Origin of the sequence: Flavihumibacter profundi (genome assembly GCF_020076305.1) — a bacterium.
GTDB classification, from domain to species: Bacteria; Bacteroidota; Bacteroidia; order Chitinophagales; family Chitinophagaceae; genus Flavihumibacter; species Flavihumibacter profundi.
In genome coordinates, this window is the sequence record NZ_JAIQXE010000003.1 from 577,103 (window position 1) to 596,215 (window position 19,113).

16 protein-coding genes are annotated in these 19,113 nt (G+C 45.0%); all 16 read right to left on the minus strand.

Annotation, left to right across the window (positions count from 1 at the left end):
* Positions 1-27: 27 nt before the first annotated feature.
* Positions 28-1,251: a beta-ketoacyl-[acyl-carrier-protein] synthase family protein gene (locus LAQ65_RS17205; RefSeq protein ID WP_224118238.1), complete on the minus strand. Its 1,224-nt coding sequence runs from the start codon at positions 1,249-1,251 to the stop codon at positions 28-30.
* A gap of 6 nt (positions 1,252-1,257) precedes the next feature.
* On the minus strand, positions 1,258-1,986 hold the full coding sequence (gene fabG, locus LAQ65_RS17210) for a 3-oxoacyl-ACP reductase FabG (RefSeq protein ID WP_224118239.1): 729 nt from the start codon (positions 1,984-1,986) through the stop codon (positions 1,258-1,260).
* Between the two features lie 59 nt (positions 1,987-2,045).
* The gene (locus tag LAQ65_RS17215) at positions 2,046-3,614 is read right to left on the minus strand and encodes an HAL/PAL/TAL family ammonia-lyase (protein WP_224118240.1); all 1,569 of its coding nucleotides are present in this window, start codon (positions 3,612-3,614) and stop codon (positions 2,046-2,048) included.
* A 71-nt stretch (positions 3,615-3,685) separates the two neighbouring features.
* Entirely contained in the window at positions 3,686-5,059 is a 1,374-nt protein-coding gene (locus LAQ65_RS17220) for a phenylacetate--CoA ligase family protein (RefSeq protein ID WP_224118241.1), read from the minus strand.
* A complete protein-coding gene (locus LAQ65_RS17225; RefSeq protein WP_224118242.1) occupies positions 5,001-5,375 on the minus strand; it encodes a holo-ACP synthase in 375 nt (124 codons plus the stop codon). Before LAQ65_RS17225 ends, LAQ65_RS17220 begins: the two co-directional genes overlap by 59 nt.
* Before the next feature lie 50 nt (positions 5,376-5,425).
* Positions 5,426-5,992: a hypothetical protein gene (locus LAQ65_RS17230; RefSeq protein ID WP_224118243.1), complete on the minus strand. Its 567-nt coding sequence runs from the start codon at positions 5,990-5,992 to the stop codon at positions 5,426-5,428.
* Between the two features lie 370 nt (positions 5,993-6,362).
* Positions 6,363-6,803 carry a VOC family protein gene (locus LAQ65_RS17235; RefSeq protein WP_224118244.1) on the minus strand — a complete coding sequence of 147 codons (441 nt, stop codon included), beginning with the start codon at positions 6,801-6,803 and terminating at the stop codon, positions 6,363-6,365.
* Between the two features lie 58 nt (positions 6,804-6,861).
* Entirely contained in the window at positions 6,862-7,071 is a 210-nt protein-coding gene (locus LAQ65_RS17240; protein WP_224118245.1) for a hypothetical protein, read from the minus strand.
* Complete coding sequence (locus LAQ65_RS17245; RefSeq protein WP_224118246.1) at positions 7,068-7,571, minus strand: SRPBCC family protein; 504 nt, start codon at positions 7,569-7,571, stop codon at positions 7,068-7,070. Before LAQ65_RS17245 ends, LAQ65_RS17240 begins: the two co-directional genes overlap by 4 nt.
* Positions 7,568-7,888, minus strand: coding sequence for an ArsR/SmtB family transcription factor (locus tag LAQ65_RS17250; RefSeq protein ID WP_224118247.1), 321 nt, complete (start codon positions 7,886-7,888; stop codon positions 7,568-7,570). The genes LAQ65_RS17245 and LAQ65_RS17250 overlap by 4 nt, the downstream gene beginning before the upstream one ends.
* A gap of 161 nt (positions 7,889-8,049) precedes the next feature.
* Positions 8,050-9,699, minus strand: a complete 1,650-nt coding sequence (locus LAQ65_RS17255) for a C45 family autoproteolytic acyltransferase/hydolase (protein ID WP_224118248.1) — start codon at positions 9,697-9,699, stop codon at positions 8,050-8,052.
* Entirely contained in the window at positions 9,692-11,206 is a 1,515-nt protein-coding gene (locus LAQ65_RS17260) for a phytoene desaturase family protein (protein ID WP_224118249.1), read from the minus strand. Before LAQ65_RS17260 ends, LAQ65_RS17255 begins: the two co-directional genes overlap by 8 nt.
* Complete coding sequence (locus LAQ65_RS17265; RefSeq protein ID WP_224118250.1) at positions 11,196-15,053, minus strand: trifunctional MMPL family transporter/lysophospholipid acyltransferase/class I SAM-dependent methyltransferase; 3,858 nt, start codon at positions 15,051-15,053, stop codon at positions 11,196-11,198. The genes LAQ65_RS17260 and LAQ65_RS17265 overlap by 11 nt, the downstream gene beginning before the upstream one ends.
* Positions 15,054-15,068: 15 nt before the next feature.
* The gene (locus tag LAQ65_RS17270) at positions 15,069-16,277 is read right to left on the minus strand and encodes a DUF2062 domain-containing protein (protein WP_224118251.1); all 1,209 of its coding nucleotides are present in this window, start codon (positions 16,275-16,277) and stop codon (positions 15,069-15,071) included.
* 99 nt (positions 16,278-16,376) lie between these two features.
* Complete coding sequence (locus tag LAQ65_RS17275; RefSeq protein ID WP_224118252.1) at positions 16,377-17,408, minus strand: N(4)-(beta-N-acetylglucosaminyl)-L-asparaginase; 1,032 nt, start codon at positions 17,406-17,408, stop codon at positions 16,377-16,379.
* A 26-nt stretch (positions 17,409-17,434) separates the two neighbouring features.
* Positions 17,435-19,111, minus strand: coding sequence for a SusD/RagB family nutrient-binding outer membrane lipoprotein (locus LAQ65_RS17280; protein WP_224118253.1), 1,677 nt, complete (start codon positions 19,109-19,111; stop codon positions 17,435-17,437).
* Positions 19,112-19,113 lie beyond the last annotated feature (2 nt).

The following is a 19,113-nucleotide window of genomic DNA, read 5'->3' on the forward strand; positions in this document are numbered from 1 at the left end:
CATTCACCATTCACTATTCACTATTCACTATTCACTGTATTTCTTCACAATCAAAGAAGAATTTGTTCCTCCGAATCCAAAGGAATTGGACAGAAAGCTGTTAAATTCTTTTTCAATCGTTTTTGTAACAATATTCAATTTAGCCGAATCTTCGTCCGGTTCCTCAAAATTAATATTTGGCGCGATGAATCCATAATTCATCATCAACATTGAATAAACTATTTCACTCGCCCCTGCCATCCAGCATTCATGCCCTGTCATCGATTTTGTTGAACTTATATAGGGGCGGCTGGTGCCAAAAACTTCATCAATTGCACGAGCTTCACTCGAATCACCTGCGGGTGTTGAAGTAGCATGGGCATTGATATAAAAAATTTCAGCCGGATCCATCCCGGCATCTTTCAGGGCCATATTCAGGGCGCGTACCGGACCATTTACTGTTGGATTGGAAATATGCCCCCCGTTTGAGGAAAATCCATACCCCACCACTTCACCCAGGATATTCGCTCCCCTTTCCAATGCACTATCCAGGCTTTCCAGTATAACTGTTGCCGCACCGCCACTGGGAATTAATCCATCGCGATTCTTATCAAATGGACGCGAGGCCCTGGCCGGATCATTTTCCCTTATAGAAAACGCAGAAAGCGCGTCAAAATTTCCCATCGAAAAAATATTTAACTCCTGGGCACCGCCACAGATTATCGTTTCCTGTAAGCCTGTCTTAATAAAATGATACCCCAGGCCAATTGCGTGAGACCCGCTTGCACATGCTGCACTTATGGTAAAATTGACCCCCTTCAAATGGAAGATGGTGGCCAGGTTCATCGTTACCGTAGAATTCATGGTCTGGAATACCGAGCCCGAGCCTACAAGGGTTGTGTCCTTTTTTTCACGCATCAGGTCAGTGGCAGTTACAACAGGTTCTGCTGAACTGTCGTTTCCATATAAAACCCCGATTTCCTTCTGCAGTAAAATTTCTTCGGTTATCCCTGCCTGTTGAAGGGCCTGGACAGTTGCCATATACGCATACTCACCCTGCTCGGGCAGCATGATCCTTGCCCTGCGGTCCAGCAAACCCTTGAGGTTCGGCCTTTCGACAAAACCTGTCAGGCCTGAACGGTAGCCAAATGCTTTACGTTCCTGGTCCAGCACTATACCAGATTTTCCCTCATATAAAGATTGCCGCACTTCATCCAGGCTCTTCCCTATACAGGAATAAATCCCCAATCCTGTTATCACTACTCTGTTCATACCTGACTACGTATATAATCCGCCATTTACTGATAAAACCACGCCTGTAATATAACCCGAATCGGGGGAAGCAAGAAATGCCACGGCATGCGCTACTTCGGCGGGCTGCCCGAACCTTTGTACCGGGATCATTGCCTTCAGTTCTTTCTCATTCAGCCCTTCAGTCATGTCCGTTTGAATAAAGCCGGGGGCAACAGCATTTACAGTTATACCGCGCTTGCCGATCTCCTGGGCAAGGGCCTTGGTTGCGCCGATTACACCGGCTTTTGCGGCAGAATAATTGGTTTGCCCGGCCATCCCTTTAATACCCGAAAGCGAAACGATATTGATTATGCGTCCCGACTTACGCAGCAGCATTCCACTAAGCACTTCACGGGTAACATAAAAAAAACCGCCCAGGCTGGTATCCAGCACATTCTCCCATTGCTCGTCTTTCATCCACATCATCAGGGTGTCATCCTTGATGCCTGCATTATTCACCAGTATTTCAATGTTTTTATCTTTATTATTTTCTATCCAGGCTCCCAATACTTCTTTAACCTGCTCTTTTTGCTGTACGTCAAACTGCAGCAGTTCACCATCTGCACCAAGGGCCTTTACCTGAGCCAGCGTTTCAAGGGCAGCTGCTTCATTGCCTTTGTAATTGACCAGGATATAATAGCCAAGGGCAGCCAACTTTACACATATAGCCCTTCCAATTCCCCTAGACCCGCCGGTTACCAGGACAGATTTCATACCTCTTATACTTTTAATGATGAGTGCTCCTTACTACAGCGCTTAATTTACAAAATAGTTCAGGCAACCCGCTCAATTGTTGAAGTTGCGGGATGTGTTACCACCGGTTCGGCATTTTCAAAATAGCGCTTGACCTTTTCCAGGTCTTTGTACCTGGGCTGGTCGTCTATGAATACCGGGAAAATAGCCCTGATTTGTTTGTACATATTGAGTGTGGAAGCTGCCATCCGGTCGGTGCAACCCAGGTAATCCACTGCCTGCAAAATGGTCATCATCTGGATGGCCAGCACTTCAAAGGAATTCCCGATCACCCTGCGGGTAAGTAAGGCTGCATTACAACCCATGCTTACGATATCCTGGTTGTCATTGTTATTGGGAATGCTATGGATATACATCGGGTTGGAAAGGGTCTGGTTCTCGGCGACAGTAGATGTAGCAGTAAATTGCATGCCCTGCATACCAAAGTTCAATCCCAGTGTACCGAGGTTCAGGAAAGGCGGGAATTTCTCATTCAGCTTGGCATTCAGGAGGTAGTTCAACTGGCGCTCAGACAACATGGACAATTTTGTTATGGCGATTTTCAACTTGTCCATTTCCAGGGAAACATAATCGCCATGGAAATTGCCGCCGTGGAATATATTGGCATTTTCATGATCAATAATCGGGTTGTCATTCACTGAATTAAACTCTGCCAGGATCACTTTTTCAGCCTGTGTTATAGTGTCTAAAACAGGTCCCAGTACCTGGGTTATACAGCGAAGGGAATAATATTCCTGCACCTTGTCTTCAAACACATCCTGGTCCATTTTATCCCCTTCATACAAATGTTTTTTCCGGGACCGGATCATATGGCTGTCGCCCAGCAGCTTGCGTAACATGGCTGCAACCACCTGCTGGCCGGGATGGTGTTTCACATGGTTCAATTCATGGGAGAAATGGTCATCATACGCTTCAACAACCTCATTTGTCATTGCCGACAGGAATACAGACCACTCCAGCAATTTTTTAGCCTGCAACAGGTTAATCAGCGCAATTCCGGTCATGGCAGAAGTACCATTAATGAGGGCGAGCCCTTCGCGAACATGAATTTTCAAAGGGGTAATTCCCAGTTCCGCAAATACTTCCGCCGTATCGCGCAATTCATTTTTATACCACACTTCACCTTCACCGATAAGGGTAAGCGCCAGGTGGGCCAATTGCACCAGGTCGCCGCTGGCGCCAACGCCACCATGTTCGTATATACAAGGATAAACCTGCTTATTCAGCAGGGCCACCAGCAAATGCACCAGTTCGGGGTGAACCCCTGAGTAGCCCTGCAGGAAATTATTCAAACGGGCCAGTAATAAGGCCCGAACCAATATAGGATCAATAGGGCGGCCACTTCCGGAACTATGGCTGCGGATCAGGTTATATTGAAGGGCAACCAGGTTTTCTTCACTTACCCGGTACTGGGCCATTGGGCCAAAGCCGGTATTAATACCATAAATTATTTTATTAGAAGCAAATCCTTTCAAAAATTCATGGTTCCTGGATACCTTATCCAACACAACTCCGTCTATGGCAACAGCTTTCCCGTCGCAAACAATTTCTTTAAACTCCCGGAGTGATAAATGTTTTTCGGTAATCAATTTTATCTCAAGTTGAGCAATTATGGAATGCTCCAAAAATAGGGCAAAACAGCTAATCAGCCTATATAAGCTTAAATTGTATGCAACCGGTTATCAATCAGTTTTTGGGCTTTCCGGCCACCTTCCGGAAATTGCATATGGTGCAATTCAGAAGCGGCAGCGAAAACAAGATCCGGTACTACCCTTAGCCGGGAACGCAAAAACTCCCTGATTTTGCTGCTTAACGGTTCTGAAGGTTCATTAACATGTACATGCACAATCACTTCGTCGGTGCCGAATTCATTGGTTTGCAATTCCACTACATAATCTGTTATTTCCGGTATTTCGTGCAAAACATCGTATAAGGCAGGTGGATAAAAAGTGGTGCCTTTCAGTTTGATCATTTGTTTTTTCCGGCCGATGACCGAGGTCAGCCGGGGTGTATTACGACCACAGGAGCAGGGATTATCAATCCGCCTGCAGATATCGCCGGTTTTATAACGCAGGAGTGGCATGCCTTCTACGCCCAGGGTGGTGATGGTCACTTCCCCGGCCTGGCCGGGCGCTACAGGCTGGTCAAATTCATCTAATAATTCCAGGATCAGCAGTTCTGCCATAAGATGTCCGCCATGGCCCGCCGGACATTCCGTAAATGCCGTTTGCATTTCCGTTGAGGCATAAGTACTAACCAGGTTGATTGGCCAGCTGCCGGTGATTCTCTGGCCGAGGCGATTTAACCGTCCGTCTTCCAGGCGGATACTTTCCCCGATACATAATGCCGTTTTTACACTTGTTTCAGCTAAATTGACCTTGTTGGCTTCGGCAAATTCAACCAGTTTTACCAGGAATGAAGGTACCCCGATAATAACGGTGGGGTTCACCCGCCTGATGGTTTCGTATTGCAGGAATGGCGCTCCCGGACCAACCCTTACCAATCCGGCACCCAGCTGCCGGATCCCCAGGTAATAGGCAATACCGGCCATGAATTGCCGGTCGAGGGTCAGCATCAGCTGGTAAATATCATCCTTTGAGCCGCCGGCAGACAGGAATGAGCAATATTCGTTATAGGACAACCGGGACAAATCATTTTCTGTAAGGGCAATAGTAACCGGGCTGCCCAGGGTGCCCGAGCTTGACATATATTCGGAGATCCTGTTCCTGGGGACGCATAAAAAATCCCAGTTCCTTAATTGCAGGTCTTCTTTAGAGGTCACCGGAATTTTTTGCAAATCATCCAGTGAGCGGATCATATCGGGTTGGATGCCATTCCCGTCAAAGAGCTCTTTGTAAAAGGGTGAATGGCCAGCCAGGTACTGGATGGTTTCCTGCAATTTCTTTTCCTGCAGGGACCTGATCTCGCCTGTTGCAGCAAATACTAAATCGTGCGAATACATATTGATGGTTGGTTCAATTTTCCAGGATAACAATAGCTGTTGCCATGGATGCCTGGTGGGATAAAGATACATGGATGCGTTTGATACCGTATGGCGCCAGGGTTTCGGCAGTTTGCCCGATTAGCCTCAGGTTGGGCTGGCCTTTGGCATCGTGTACAATTTCAATTTCATGGAAGGCGGTACCGTTAAGCCAACCTGAGCCCAGGGCTTTGAGGAAGGCTTCCTTTGCGGCGAAGCGGGCGGCAAAGTGTTGATCGGGGTGGGCTTTTTTTTCACAATATGCGATTTCACCCGGCGAAAAGACCAGTTCGCGGAAGCCCTGGCCTTTAGCAATTTTTTCAGCGATGCGTTGCACCTCAACAATATCAATACCAGTACCCAGGATCATGGGGGTCATTTTGGCCAAAACTAGGCAAAATCTCCGCTGGCGGGTCCGACTTATAGCGTGATCACCAATTCTGTTTCATTTTTTGGGATATCGAATGCCGCAAACCGAATGGTTGTTCCGGGGAGACTGGCATTTTCTTTTGTGGCGGTATAGGCCCAATCATACTCATTGTCCAGCTGGATAGCTTCGCCCGATTCGAGCAGTTGTCCATCGGGTGTGAAAATGGAGCAAAGAACACTGACCACTTTATAATTATCGGTGGCGGTAATGATGAGCTGCTGGCCGGGCTTACCGGTATAGGCCTTCAGCACGGGATCGCTGAGTTCGGGCGCTATTTTGGCGTCGCTGATGGCGGCATGGTAGACCGACTGGTGTTTGCGGGCCAGATTTTTATAGATGGCGCTAAGTTGCTCGTCTTTCCGGGCGAATTGGGCAAAATACACAGCTACCTGGAACTGTTGCTGGGCTGCAGATTGGCCGGGGGTAGGTTTCCGGTTTTTATCAATGCTCGGCCATTTGGCCATGATGGTTTTATCACCACGCTGGCGAAAAACCACCTGTTTTCCGAGGCCGCCATAGATGTTCCGAACCAGGATATTATCGGTTGCAATAGCCATAATATAGTGTTTTGTTATACTAAGATAGTATAATTTATATAATCAGGTTCGTTATTCGTTCGTCTTTCGTTCGTCTTTCGTTCGTCTTTTATATTATAATCAATGTACATGAGATGTATTCGCATTGTATACCAATTGTTTCCCGGATGGGCAGATCTTTAAAATTTTTAATCGGGGGGTGAGGTTTGGGGCCTTTTTGAACTTTTGCGGCAAAGCCTGGGAAAAGATCCCTGCTTTATCCACGAGCGGTAAGCGAATAACCTACACAAATTGAAGGAAACCGCTTCGTGGATAAAGTATTTGAAAAACCAGAAAACTCTAATCGATAGTAGTCCAGTTATAGGGGAAGCTTACAGTTTTTCTTCCTGGGTTAGTTTTGTCCGTTATATTTTGGGTCAAAGTCAACCATCCATTCAATACCATATTTGTCTGCAAACATTCCAAAGTATGAACCCCAAGGACTGTCTGCAATAGGCACTTCAATTTTTCCGCCTACCGAAAGTCCGTTAAATAATTTGTCGGCTTCTTCACGACTTTCTGCGCTAATTGATATCTTAAATCGGTTGTCATTTTCCCTTATTTGTCCCATAGGTTCTAAAACGTCAGAAGCCATTAACAAGTTGTTTTTACCGATAGGCAAAGCAATATGCATGATTCTATTTGCATCATTTTCTGCTACTGGAAATTCAGGGCTTGATATGTCCTTGAAACGAGTAATCCTTTCGAACTCTCCACCAAATACAGATTTATAAAATGTGAATGCTTCTTCGGTATTTCCGTTGAAGTGTAAATAAGGATTAATAAGTGCCATGATTTTTATTTTTTAGATTGTTAAATTGGTTATTTTCTTTCGTTAATTTTTAGCTTTTTTACACTAATTCTTCACAGCTGTAGCTATGAGCATTCAGCAAGCCTATTATTATCAAAACGATATTTTCTTCGCTGTCAATCCGCAAAATTTTATCGATGTCTTCAAGATCAAAATTCCATTTTGCTTTTGGCAGTATTTTCTCAATATGCGGTTTGAGTTTCTTAACCTGCATTTTAGATTTGACAGATGTTTTGAAAACGAAAATCATTTTTGCTGCAAATTCTTCAACAGATCTTCCAGGTTTTTCAATGTCATAGTAAATCCTTCTTTAAAGCCCATTTCAACCATCTTCTCCAGGCGGTCAAGCGATTCATTGTAAATACTAATTCTCACTTTGGTTGTTCCGTTTTCTTCGCTGAAATTAAAATCCCATTCAGAACCTGGTAATTCAGGGTTTTCATCTTTGTCTGCAAAAGCATTGTAAAATTTAAAATTGGTTTTTGGACTAATGGAAGTATATCGTTGAACTGACCAGCGCAGTTCCTGTCCTTCCGGGCTTACCATGGCATAAAATCTTCGCCCGCCCACTTCAAAATTCATGCTTTTTGTTTTTGATGCCCATGGTTTAGGTGCCCACCATTGGTCAAGAATTTCCTGTTTGGTAAAAGCGTCCCATACCAGCGAAAGATCGGCATCAAATTCCCTGGTTACAAATACCGTTTTTGTTGTTTTGTCAACGGTAAAATCAAATAATAAACTGTTGTTCATTTTTTTTGTTTTTTCATGGTTGATAATACTTTGTCAAGTTGATTGAATTGAGTTTCCCAAATTTTCCTGAATTGGGCTAACCAATTATCTATTTCCTGCATTTTTTGGGGATTTAAGTGATAATAAATTTCCCTTCCGGAATGCTCAGGTTTAATCAATTCGCATTCCTGCAGTACTTTAATATGTTTTGATACAGCTTGTCGGCTCATATCAAATTTTTCCGCCATTGCATTTGGTGTTAATGCCTGAATAGCAATTAAAGCCAAAATAGCCCTACGTGTTGGGTCCGCTATGGCCTGGAATATGTCTCGTTTCATTTTTCAATACTTAATTACGCAACCTTACGGTTGCAAATATATACGCAACTTTTGAGTTGCGCAAAATTTATTTGCAATTATTTTTTTCATGGTAAAACGTCGGGGGCAAATAGCCGATACCCTGGAGGCATCCCTGGATCACCTCGTCGGTGAAGGTGTATTCAATGTGTAAGCTTCCCCTCAATAGCTGTTCTCTCCTGTAGTGTAGCAATCTCTTTGGTGAGCGCCAGCTGGTAATATTTTTTAGCAGCTGCAATATCCTTTTTCCTTGCAGCCATATCCCCTGCCAGCACATAGGCATGGTAATAATTCGGGTTGCTGGCTATGATGCTGTCGGGATCTACACTTCCGCCATCGAGGATCCGCTGTTTGTAGGAACGGAATTGTGTAAAGCCGGCAAAGGCAGCTGTATTGACAAGTGTATCGGAAGCGATGGTTTGGGTAGAGTCGATGATCTCCTGGTCGATGCGCATGCCTTTCAGGCTAAAGACCTTGCTGAGGTTATAACAAACAAAGCGGCCTTCCTGCCAGGGTGCGGTGGAAACCCAGACCAAAAGCTTTTTCGGTTCAAATACAATGGAATGGTGCGCGATTAACTGGTTGATGGCTTTCTCATTACCCATGCCGATATCTGCGCCTTTCAGGCCCCTGGTATCACGCAGGATGGCAATTGTTTTTTCAACAGTGTTCTTTGGATTCCCGTTTAATAATTCCATCACCCGCTGGTAGCGGTAAGCAGAAGCGCTCTCCCTGATCTGGGTCTTATTGTCAACGGAGTTCACCAAACCCTTACTCTGGAAATGATTGGCACAAACAATATAATTCTGTTGCGGGTCATATATATCCAGTGAATCAGGGGTCTTTTCGATGATCACCGCTTTATTATCCGCGGCTGAACCCACCAGGAAGGACTCAGATACAAACATATGCCGGCTCCTGGCAATCTGCAGCGCCTGTTTAAGGTTGCCGGCATACTGCAGTATCTCCCGGGCCACCAATGAAACCGGTGTTGCCGAGCCCGATGGAAGGGCAGTTTTCGCAGCGTTGATAGTGACCGTGAGGCCAGCCTCATTCATGCCCGAAACAGCCCCTGTAAAACCACCCCAGGTAACCGTCATATAACCAAAACCAGAACTGGGTTTAAAGAATGCCACGATCTTGTCTTCAGCAAATTTGTCGCCGACATAGAAATCAAAATTGCGGCCGATGATAAAACTGCTATCAGCAGAACGGTCATTCCAGGTTCCGAAAGAAGTACAACCCACCAGTGCCATGCTTTGCAGGGCATGACCGATATCATGCGCTGCATGGTAGTTCAGGATCCGTTGGTACGGAGACCCGATATAATCATACTTTTCTGAAGCAGCCATGGATACCCCATAGATTTCCTTCTTGTATTCTTCCTTCACCTGGCTGGCCAGGTCACGGTTAAACCAGCCTATAAAATATTTCAGGAAATGCCGGTAAAATGTTGAAGGGATCATCTTTTCTATCTGAGCGCTGAAATGGTCCTCCTGCCGCTGCACCAGTTCCTTGGTCAGCTTTCCGTTGATGACCCCGCGTTCGAAATCATTCCCTTCAACATATAATTCAAATAAGCCACTCTTGCTTTTCCGGAACCAGTTGTTACCGAGATAATAAAAACCAGGTGAGGCCTCAGTGCGCTGCAGGTTTTCAACCGAATGGTCTGCAATTACCGGCGGATCAACTATGGAAACTTTATAGAGGTAAATAAATAATACCACCAAAAGCACGAATAGCGTACCCAGTATATACCCAATCCATTTCACTATTTTCCGCAGACTACGCATGCTTTATTTTTTCTATTAATTTTTCCAGGTCAGTGAATACACCACAGGTGGACAAAGCGCTTATACTAACACCCAGTATACCGTGCAACATCAGGTTTTGCCCGGTCAGGCAAAGATTGGGTATGCGGGTTAATGGAGATATGAAGGTACTTAAGGGATCCTTATAATCCTTGCTTACCCCATACATAGACCCATCTGTTGTTCCGATATAATCGCGGTAAGTCAAAGGCGTGGACGTATAATACGATTGGATGGATTCCCTGATGCCCGGGAATTTCCTTTCCACAAAACTGATCAGTGTTTCGGCCTTTTCCTTTTTATACTGTTCATAATCCTTGCCCCTGTCACCCGGAATAGTATCTGTATTAAAGGTATGCTGCCAGTCCGCAAATTTGCCGAAAGGCATATAAGCCAAAATGCACATGCCTTCTGCAAATTCAGATGAACGGGAGGATGCCGAAAAGAATATGCAGCAACTTTGCGGCCATTTATCTTCTTCGCAACTGATCGCTTCCCAGACACCATTTTTTTCGTGTATATAAAAATTGTGTTTGTAATAAGGGAAGCTGCCAGGCTTCATCACGGCATGCACACAAAATGAGGAAATTGTGTTTTCCATCCTTGCTATCCGCTTGCGGTATACCGAACGCAAAAGGCTGCTTTCGGTCATCTCAAGGGTTTGCTGCGGATGAAGGTTCGAAATAAAATGTTTAGCGGTTACAGTAGTGCCATCTGCGAGTTCAACATATTGAATAGCACCATCTTTTTCAACAAAGCGGGTTACAGTTGAATAATTCCTGATAACACCCCCATTTGCCCTGATTCTTTTAGCCAGGTGTTTTGTAATCTGCGATCCCCCGTTTACACATTTCCATGAACTCTCAATATAACTATTGAGCACCAGAGCATGAACATAAAACGGGGTCTTGTCACCCACGCCGGCATACAGGGTGTTATTTCCTGCAAGGACTTCCTGTAAACGCCGGTTGGATGTTACAGATTCAATGTATGCCTTTGTATCTATTTCCAGGATCTCTGCCTTCTCTGCAAAATTATCAGCCACCCGCAGGTTGTATAAAGGAAATTTGCTGCAAACTTCCCTGATCTTGTTACAGTATTGCCGGATATTATCTCGCTCACCGGGGAAATCAGCAGCCAGTGTATCAATAAACCTTTCATAACCCTGCGCCATGGCATATTCGCGGCCATCTTCCAGGAAAACGATTTTATCAAACACATCCTCATCCATTTGCTGGAGTTTCAAGGCATCCATCAAGCCCAGGTATTTGAACACTTTATTTAAGGTCTGCCCCTCGGATAACCCGCCGATATAATGCACGCCGCTATCGAACAAAACGCTGTCGCGGGCAAAGGTCTGCAGGCAACCGCCCAGCTGACGGTTTTTTTCAAGTATACATACCCGGTAGCCTTCAGCGCCCAGTATCGCCCCGCAGACCAGTCCGCCCAGTCCGCTTCCCACAATCACTATATCAAACTCAGGTTGCATGGGCAGTTTCTTTTCTTTCCAGAATATAAATGAAATTGGAGGTAAAATTACTATCCTTTAATTCACGGCAGTGAAAGCCCTGTTTTTCCGCCTGCGACTTAATCATGGAGGCGGACAGGTAATACAGGCGACCTGCATCAGACTTATTGAAGCCCATAACCTTTGTAGAGAAAAATTCAGTCAGTTTTGTCCGCCGGTGTGCTTGTTCCATTTCACTGTTGCCTTCCCGCAGGATTATTTTCCCGCCGGGTAAAATATGCTGCATGCATTTCTCCAATAGTGCTTCCTGCTGACCGTGTTGCAGGTAATGTAACATATCAGCAATAATGATCGCATCATAATAGTCAAATTCGAAATGCAGGGCATCCTTAGCGAGAAACCTGATAGATTGATCCTTTGAAAAACAATGGCTGGCAGTTAATATTTTTTCCTCATCATAATCAACGCCGGTAATATCCAGCTCTTTGTGTTTCAGGTGCAACATATAACTCATGGGTCCATATCCGCATCCCAGGTCGAGTAACTTGCCTTTTGCAGGCACTTCATTTAAGAACACCTGGTAGTTATTCTCAAGCCTTGCTTTTATGCGGATATACCATTCCAGAAAAGGGCCTTTATACCTGTAATTGGCGATCAGGTCATTCCTGAACCAATTACCATTTTCATTGGATTCCTTTCTTTGATTATATATATTTTTAAAATACCTGCTCACCAGTTTTGTACGTTCGGCATAGGTGGTTCCGTAGGATGTATTGTCGAGGCTGATTCTTGGTAATACTTCAATAATGATATGGCCATCCTTTAACAAATAGTCGCCCTTGCCCATGGTATGCCCGGTACCCAGTAAAAGTACAGGCAGCAGGTCGGCCTTCAGGTGTTCAGCCAGGAAAAATGCGCCTTTGTGAAACCTTTTTATGGTGCCGTCCGGCGACCTGGTGCCTTCCGGGAAAATAGCGATGGAATATCCCTGCCGAAACTTTTCAGTTAACTTTTCCAGGTTGTTTTCAACCCCAATAGATACAGGGAAGTAATCAGCCATGCGCACCACGAATCCGAAAACAGGCGAACGCCATACCCAGTCATTGGTTATCAAAATGATCTTTGGGTGCAGCATCACCAGGGATAAAATATCCAAAAAAGACTGGTGATTACTGATGATGACAGACGGTTTATCAAATTGTTCCTTACCCGGATTAATGATTGTCTTCTTTACATTAACCATAATATACATCAGGCTCTTTGTAAATTTCGACAACAGGAAGTGGTAGGCATACTTAGATTTTTCACCCGCGAAAGGATTCAGTTTTAGCAGTAAAACAGCCGCAACGGAAAGGATCAATGCACCGACTGTAAAATAAGTAAAGGCAAAAACAGAAGTGCAGGTATGCCATGCTGTTAGCGGTTGTTTACCTTTAGCGGTGCGGTTGGTGATAATAATCCTGAAAAGCACCGGGATCAGTACCTGGGAAATAAGCACCACACAAAGAATTCCCGTAATGGCAATCAGGGCAATGCTTTTTAACGACGGGTGTTTTGCAAAGATCAATACACCAAGGCCGGCAATTGTGGTGATAGCCGATAACAATATGGAAGACTTAAATGAGTCCAGGTTCTTCTTTCCTGTTTTATATTCCTGCAGCAGTCCGTCAATTGTAAAAAGGCTGTAATCATCACCTAAACCAAAAATCAATGCAGAAATTATGATGTTCACAATATTAAACGGGATGCCGGCAAGTCCCATGATACCGAGAATCCAGATCCAGGTGATGAGCATGGGGACGAAAGAAATCAGGGTTAGTTCAATGCGTCCGAAAGAAACCAGCAAAACAATGAACACGATACCTGCGGCCATCCAGCTGATGCTGTTGAAATCATTACGCACCATGTCAACCAGCCTGCTGGTAATATACTGCATATCCAATACGGTAATATCCTTCTCGTGATCAAAGGCCGCATAGACCGCTGCTTTTTGTTCCGGCGTTGTTTTTACGAGGGTCAATACTTTTACCTGACCGTCTTTTTTGATTATAAAATTATCCAGGATACCCGTAGCCAGTTTTGCTGAAGTTGAATCATCAACCGGCACAAATACTTTGTTGAGCAAATCAGTAACCGGCTGAAAAGCAGCAGCTTTGAACCCGGTTACTGCACCTTGTTGCTGCAGGTTTGACAATAATTTCGATTTCTTTTCAAAGGTCCAGTAAGCATTCCACCTGGAGATGCGCAGTCGTTGCAGGGAATCGGAAACCAGCACAGCTGAAAGGCCGGAATACTTTTTTACAACACCGTCCAGGGTAAGTTCTTCCAATTTCCCAACCACCTTTTCATTCCTGCGCAAGGCAGCCTGGAGATCTTTTCCCGGTGAAACAACGTACACTGATTGCAATGCAAAAGCATTGAGCTGGTTCATTTCCTTTTCTGCCTGCTTCAGTTTTTCCGGCATATAATTCATCCGGTTCATATCGGGTTCAAAAGCGACTTTCCCGACAAAGGCAGCGAAGAAAACAGTCAGTGCCAATATCAGCCACACCAGTTTCTTATTTGATTTCAGTTTGTAAGCAGCAAAGCGGTCGAGCCAACCATGTTGTGCAACAGCCGGACTATTGGATTTCCCAATCAACTGGGGCAGGAAGACCAGGGAGCAAACAGAAGCACCGATTAAGCTGAAGGCCCCGAACAGGCCCAGGTCGCGCAGCATTTCAGATTCCACCCATTGCATACACAAGAAGCCGCCGATGGTGGTGATACTTCCAATAGTCATCGGGTGGCTCAGGTCACGCAAGACCAATTCCATATCGGGCTGGTGCCGGTAATGGTTTAAAACATGCAGGGAATAATTAACAGCAATACCTAAAATGACCGAACCCGTTCCCAGGGCAATCACTGAAATTGAACCTTTAAATAAAGCAATGCAGGCCAGTGAAAAAATTGCACCAAACAATGCAGGCACCAGCACCAGGACCGGCGCCGTACCCCTGCGAAAATAGGCCGCTATGAAAATGATAAGAAACAGGATGGTAATGCCCTGCGTGACCATGGTGTCTTTGCGCAGTTGGAGCGCATTGCCCACGGCTACAGCGGTTCCGCCAAAATAATCCACCCTGATCCCAGGGTGGATATGCTGTAAGCTATCCAGCAGACGGTCAAGCCCCTGCAGGAAAATAGCATTTTTGCCGGTATTGTTTTTTGGGTAAGCCGGACTTATAAATAATACCAGTTTTTTCAGGTCACGCGTCAGGATATGGCTGTCGTATAATTCAAAGTGCTGGTCGTATTGCAGCAATTGTAATTTCTTCAAGGCAGGATTCGAAATTCCCGCCGGGTCTTTTGCGATAAATTGTTTCAGGGCCAAACCCGAAGGTGCGGTTAATATGCGGAAGTTCTTTTCCAGTGTAGTTTTTACCCCTGCTTCACTGATTAATGAATCGATTGTGGCATAATCCTTTTCCTCTAAAAATACAGGGAGGTGATCGTTGATCGTATTCAACATCCCATAGCTGGCTTCTTCATCCACTTTGTGGGAAACCTCGGTCACATAGCCGGGAATAGCCTGGTGGATAGATTGCACCAGTTCATCTGAAAAAGTAACCAGGCTATCGGGAATGGAAGCAGAAGAATCGGTGGCCGAAACGGTAAGAATCATTTTATCCAGCAACCTGGATTGCTGGAATACTTCATTCAGCGCGCGGGTCTTTTCATCTTTCGGGATAATGCTGGTGATATCTTCTTCCAGGTGGATGCGGCTGGCAATTAGTGCCGGTATTAAAAATGCCAGCCCAAAAGAACACCAGAAAATGATCCGGTGTTTTTTGAAAAAGCGATAAATCAGCACGAAAATATTTTCCATAAGAAGAGCCCGAATCTACAAAGCGTGACCAACTTTCTTTGAAAAGCGTTTTAAAAAAAAGTAGGCGATTAAGCCAATACTGATGCCTGCTAATATAGCCAGCGTAATACTCCCGGCAAGGTATTGTTCAAAATTCTGGTGAATGGCATCCAAAGAAAGATCGCCGGTCATGGGAATAAACTTAGCCTCATGACCCATCCAGGGGGCGCCAGCCAGGAAACTGGAATATAATATAAAAGGGATCATGGGCGGGATACTGATATTGGCTGCAGCGATCACGAGTACTTTATTCAGCCTCAGTAAAATAGCCAGAGCAATCCCTACAATCAGCTGAAAGCCCCAAATAGGTACAATACCCATAAATATCCCAAAACCGATTGATGCAGCTTTCCTTTCAGGAGATTGTCCGGGTTCAAGCATTTTCTGCATCAGCAATTCCCTTTTATCCCTGCTGAATAAAGCGCGGAAAAAGTTACGGGGCTTTATATATAAAAAGGCAATGAAGAAAAGGACCGTATTTAAAATACTAATACGGGTGAAGTCTTTAAATGGCCTGAAATGTGACACCCTTTCTTCTTTAGGAGGGTAATACACTTTCACCGGTACAAATAAAACTTCAATTCCCCTCCAGGCTGAACAAACCAGTACCTCGACTTCAAATTCATATTTCCGCGTAAAGAAATTAATGTCGCCCAGGGCTTTAACGGGGTAGAGGCGGTAACCGCTTTGGGTATCAGGAGCTTTAATACCCGTGTACAGCCAGAACCAAAAATTCGAGAACCGGTTACCAAAACTGCTTTTACCGGGAACATTTTCTACGTTCATATTCCGCGCCCCAACTACAATGGCCCGGGGGTGTGCATCAATTTGTCCTAAAAGCACGGGAAGGTCAGCAGCATAATGCTGGCCATCGGCATCAATAGAGATAGCATAGTCATATCCTTCATCCCGGGCCTTTTCAAAGCCTTTACGAAGGGCATACCCTTTACCCCGGTTCTTTGGGTAAGAAACAATTTTCACCCCGGGGTATTTCGCCAATGCGGTTTCGGTATTATCCGTAGACCCATCATTTACCACAATGATATTTGCAGTAAACCTGTATACATCTTCAATAACTGCCGGCAATGATGTGGCGTTATTATAAGTCGGTATAAGTACACAGGTTTTGCGATTAGAAAATTCCTCCTGGAAGGAAGGCATTGTAGTATTTGTCTGGTGTTCCATAGCTTACCTGGCCGCAAATAACGAAAAAGTACAGACTTAGACAGAAAAAGGGTTTCAATTGCTTGAAACCCTTTTTAAATGTAAAATATCCTTTTAAAATCAGGTCAATATTGCTTTCGCTTCGTAGATCTTCTCTTCCTTTCCGTTCTTAACAGAATATGTAAATCCTTTGTGGATAGCATAAGCGCCATATTCGCCTTTTTTGTTCAACGCAAGGAAACCGACCTGCAGGGTTTTCGCCCTTTCGGGGTTGCGGTTCACAATACGCTCAACTGCGTTTTTACAGGCTTTTTCAGGAGAAAGGCCCTGCCGCATCAGTTCGACCACGGTATGTGAACCGCAGGTACGGATCACTTCCTCACCCAGTCCGGATGAAGTTGCAGCGCCCACTTCGCCATCCACATACAATCCGGCGCCGATGATTGGGGAATCACCCACACGGCCCCGCATTTTCCAGGCGGCGCCACTGGTTGTGCAGGCGCCACCCATTTTACCCGTTTTATCAATAGCCAGCATACCAATGGTATCGTGGTTATTAGGTCCGCCGGGTAATTGTTTGGGGTCCACAGGCTTGAACTGGTTTTCGATATTGATCACCGGTGCATACTGTGAAGTTTTGAGCCATTCTTTCCAGGCCTTTTCTGATTCCGGTGTCAGCAGGTTTTCCTTCTGGAACCCATTAGCCAATGCAAACTGAAGGGCGCCTTCGCCAACCAGCATTACATGTGGTGTTTTCTGCATTACCAGTTTGGCGACAGAAATCGGGTGCACTATATTTTCGAGGAAAGCCACTGACCCGCAGTTGAGTGCAGTTCCTTCCATGATGCAGGCATCGAGGGTAACCTTACCATCGCGGTCAGGAAATCCACCATAGCCCACAGAATGGTTAGTAGGGTCAGCTTCCGGCACTTTTACTCCGGCTTCAACCGCATCAATCACGTCTCCGCCCGTGCTCAATAATTTCCAGGCTTCCGCGTTGGCCGCTTTGCCAAAATCCCAGGTTGAAATAACCACCGGGTCATTAATAACGGGGACCTTATCAAGGGTAACCGAAGCAAGAGCCTTGCGTTGCAACAGCAAAGCCATTGCCCCGGTTACTGAAGTTTGCAAGAATTTCCGACGATGCGACATTCAAAAGAATTTATACTATCGAACAATTAATTACCCTTACCAAATTCAGGTGCAGTCTTATCATACCAGACACGCTCCTTGGATAAAGTTAACGCATCCTGGACATTAGGCGTAAAGCCCTGTTCGGCATATGCAGCTGACCAGTTAGCGCGGTTTACTTCACCCGGGTCATTGATCCAGAAACGGCGGGGAATCGGCTCATTAAACACTTCGCGGGTGTAGTATTCAGAATTGTATTTCGGATACCCGGTCCTCCTGCTGAACACATAAGCTTCATTCGGCTGGCGAACAAGGTTCAGGTATTGCTGAACATAAATTCTTTCCAGGTCGTTTTCTGCGCCTAATGCCACTTCCGGACCAGCCAGGTAATTGGCAATTTCAGTAGCGCCGGATCCGGAATAAGGAGTCGTTGAACCAGCAACCTTTGCTATCGCGTTCATTGAACGAATGGAAGCTTCCACGCCTTTTTTGTACCACTCTTTATAATCACCGGAACCATACCCTTTCTTAATAAATTCTGCCAGCAGTAAACAGCTCTCACCTGCACCAGCCAACAATTCGGTATAGGTACCTGTAGTAGTACCATCGTAGCGTGGCGCAAAAAACTTACGATTGATTGTAGAAATCAGGAAGTACTTGTTTTCGGGACTAACTACAAATGCATTCTTGAAATAATTAGTCTGCGGTGCATTGATTGTCCAGTCAACAGGGCCGCCCTGGAATTGAATCAACGGATCATTGATATCAATAAAATCAGGAAGGGTTGCACCATACTTTGTAAGTGTGTCTTTAAAACTTCCTACCAGGTCATTTGGATTAAAGTAAACCCCGATACGCGGGTCATTTACTTTCTTCATGAAGTCTACAAGAGAAATAGTGCCGTATTTAATATCGCGGTAATTAATTGCTCCGCCAATTGGCTCATAATTCGGATTGCTGTACATCAGCTGTTCTTCTACTGTTGTAATTGGTCCAACAGAATTGGCAAGCACTTCCTGCACAATTGCAGTAGTTTTTGCCGCATCCTGGTTTTCATAACGGGCTGCAATACGCAGTTTAAGTGTATTAGCCAGTTTCACCCATTTTGTCCAGTCGCTTTTATAATACACATCAGAATTGCCATATGATTTCTCTGTGGCTGTACTTGCAGCAGACAATGTACCAATAGCACTATTCAATTCAGACAACCAGGTGGTGAATAATTGTTCCTGAGTATCAAAAACAGGATCGTACTTTCCTTCATAACGACCTTTGATGGCCTCTGAGTAAGGAATTGAACCGTTCATGTCGGTCACTTTTATACCATGCAGTACCTGGATGATATAAGTAACTGCCGCCATTTTAGCGTAATCTTCTTTATCCGTTTTCAGGTCAATCTGCCTCCTGATCTCAAACAGGTTAGGAAGGATGTTTGAATAGTAGGCATTATACCTTGAATTCGCATTCGAGGTCAATTCATACGGACTGGAGGTGAAATGCTGGGTGAAGCGGAACAATTGCTCCATGCTTTCCCAAACCCATTCGGTTCCCTGGTAAGTAGCCAGCTGGTCTTCAGAATAGGTGAGCAGGAATTTTACATCGGGATTCGTAACCGTTGATGGATTGGTATTAATTTCTCCAAAGTCTTTTGTACAACTTACCGAGAACATCATTGTCCCCAGCGTTACACCAAAGAGAAGTTTTTTATACTGAAGAATATTCATAT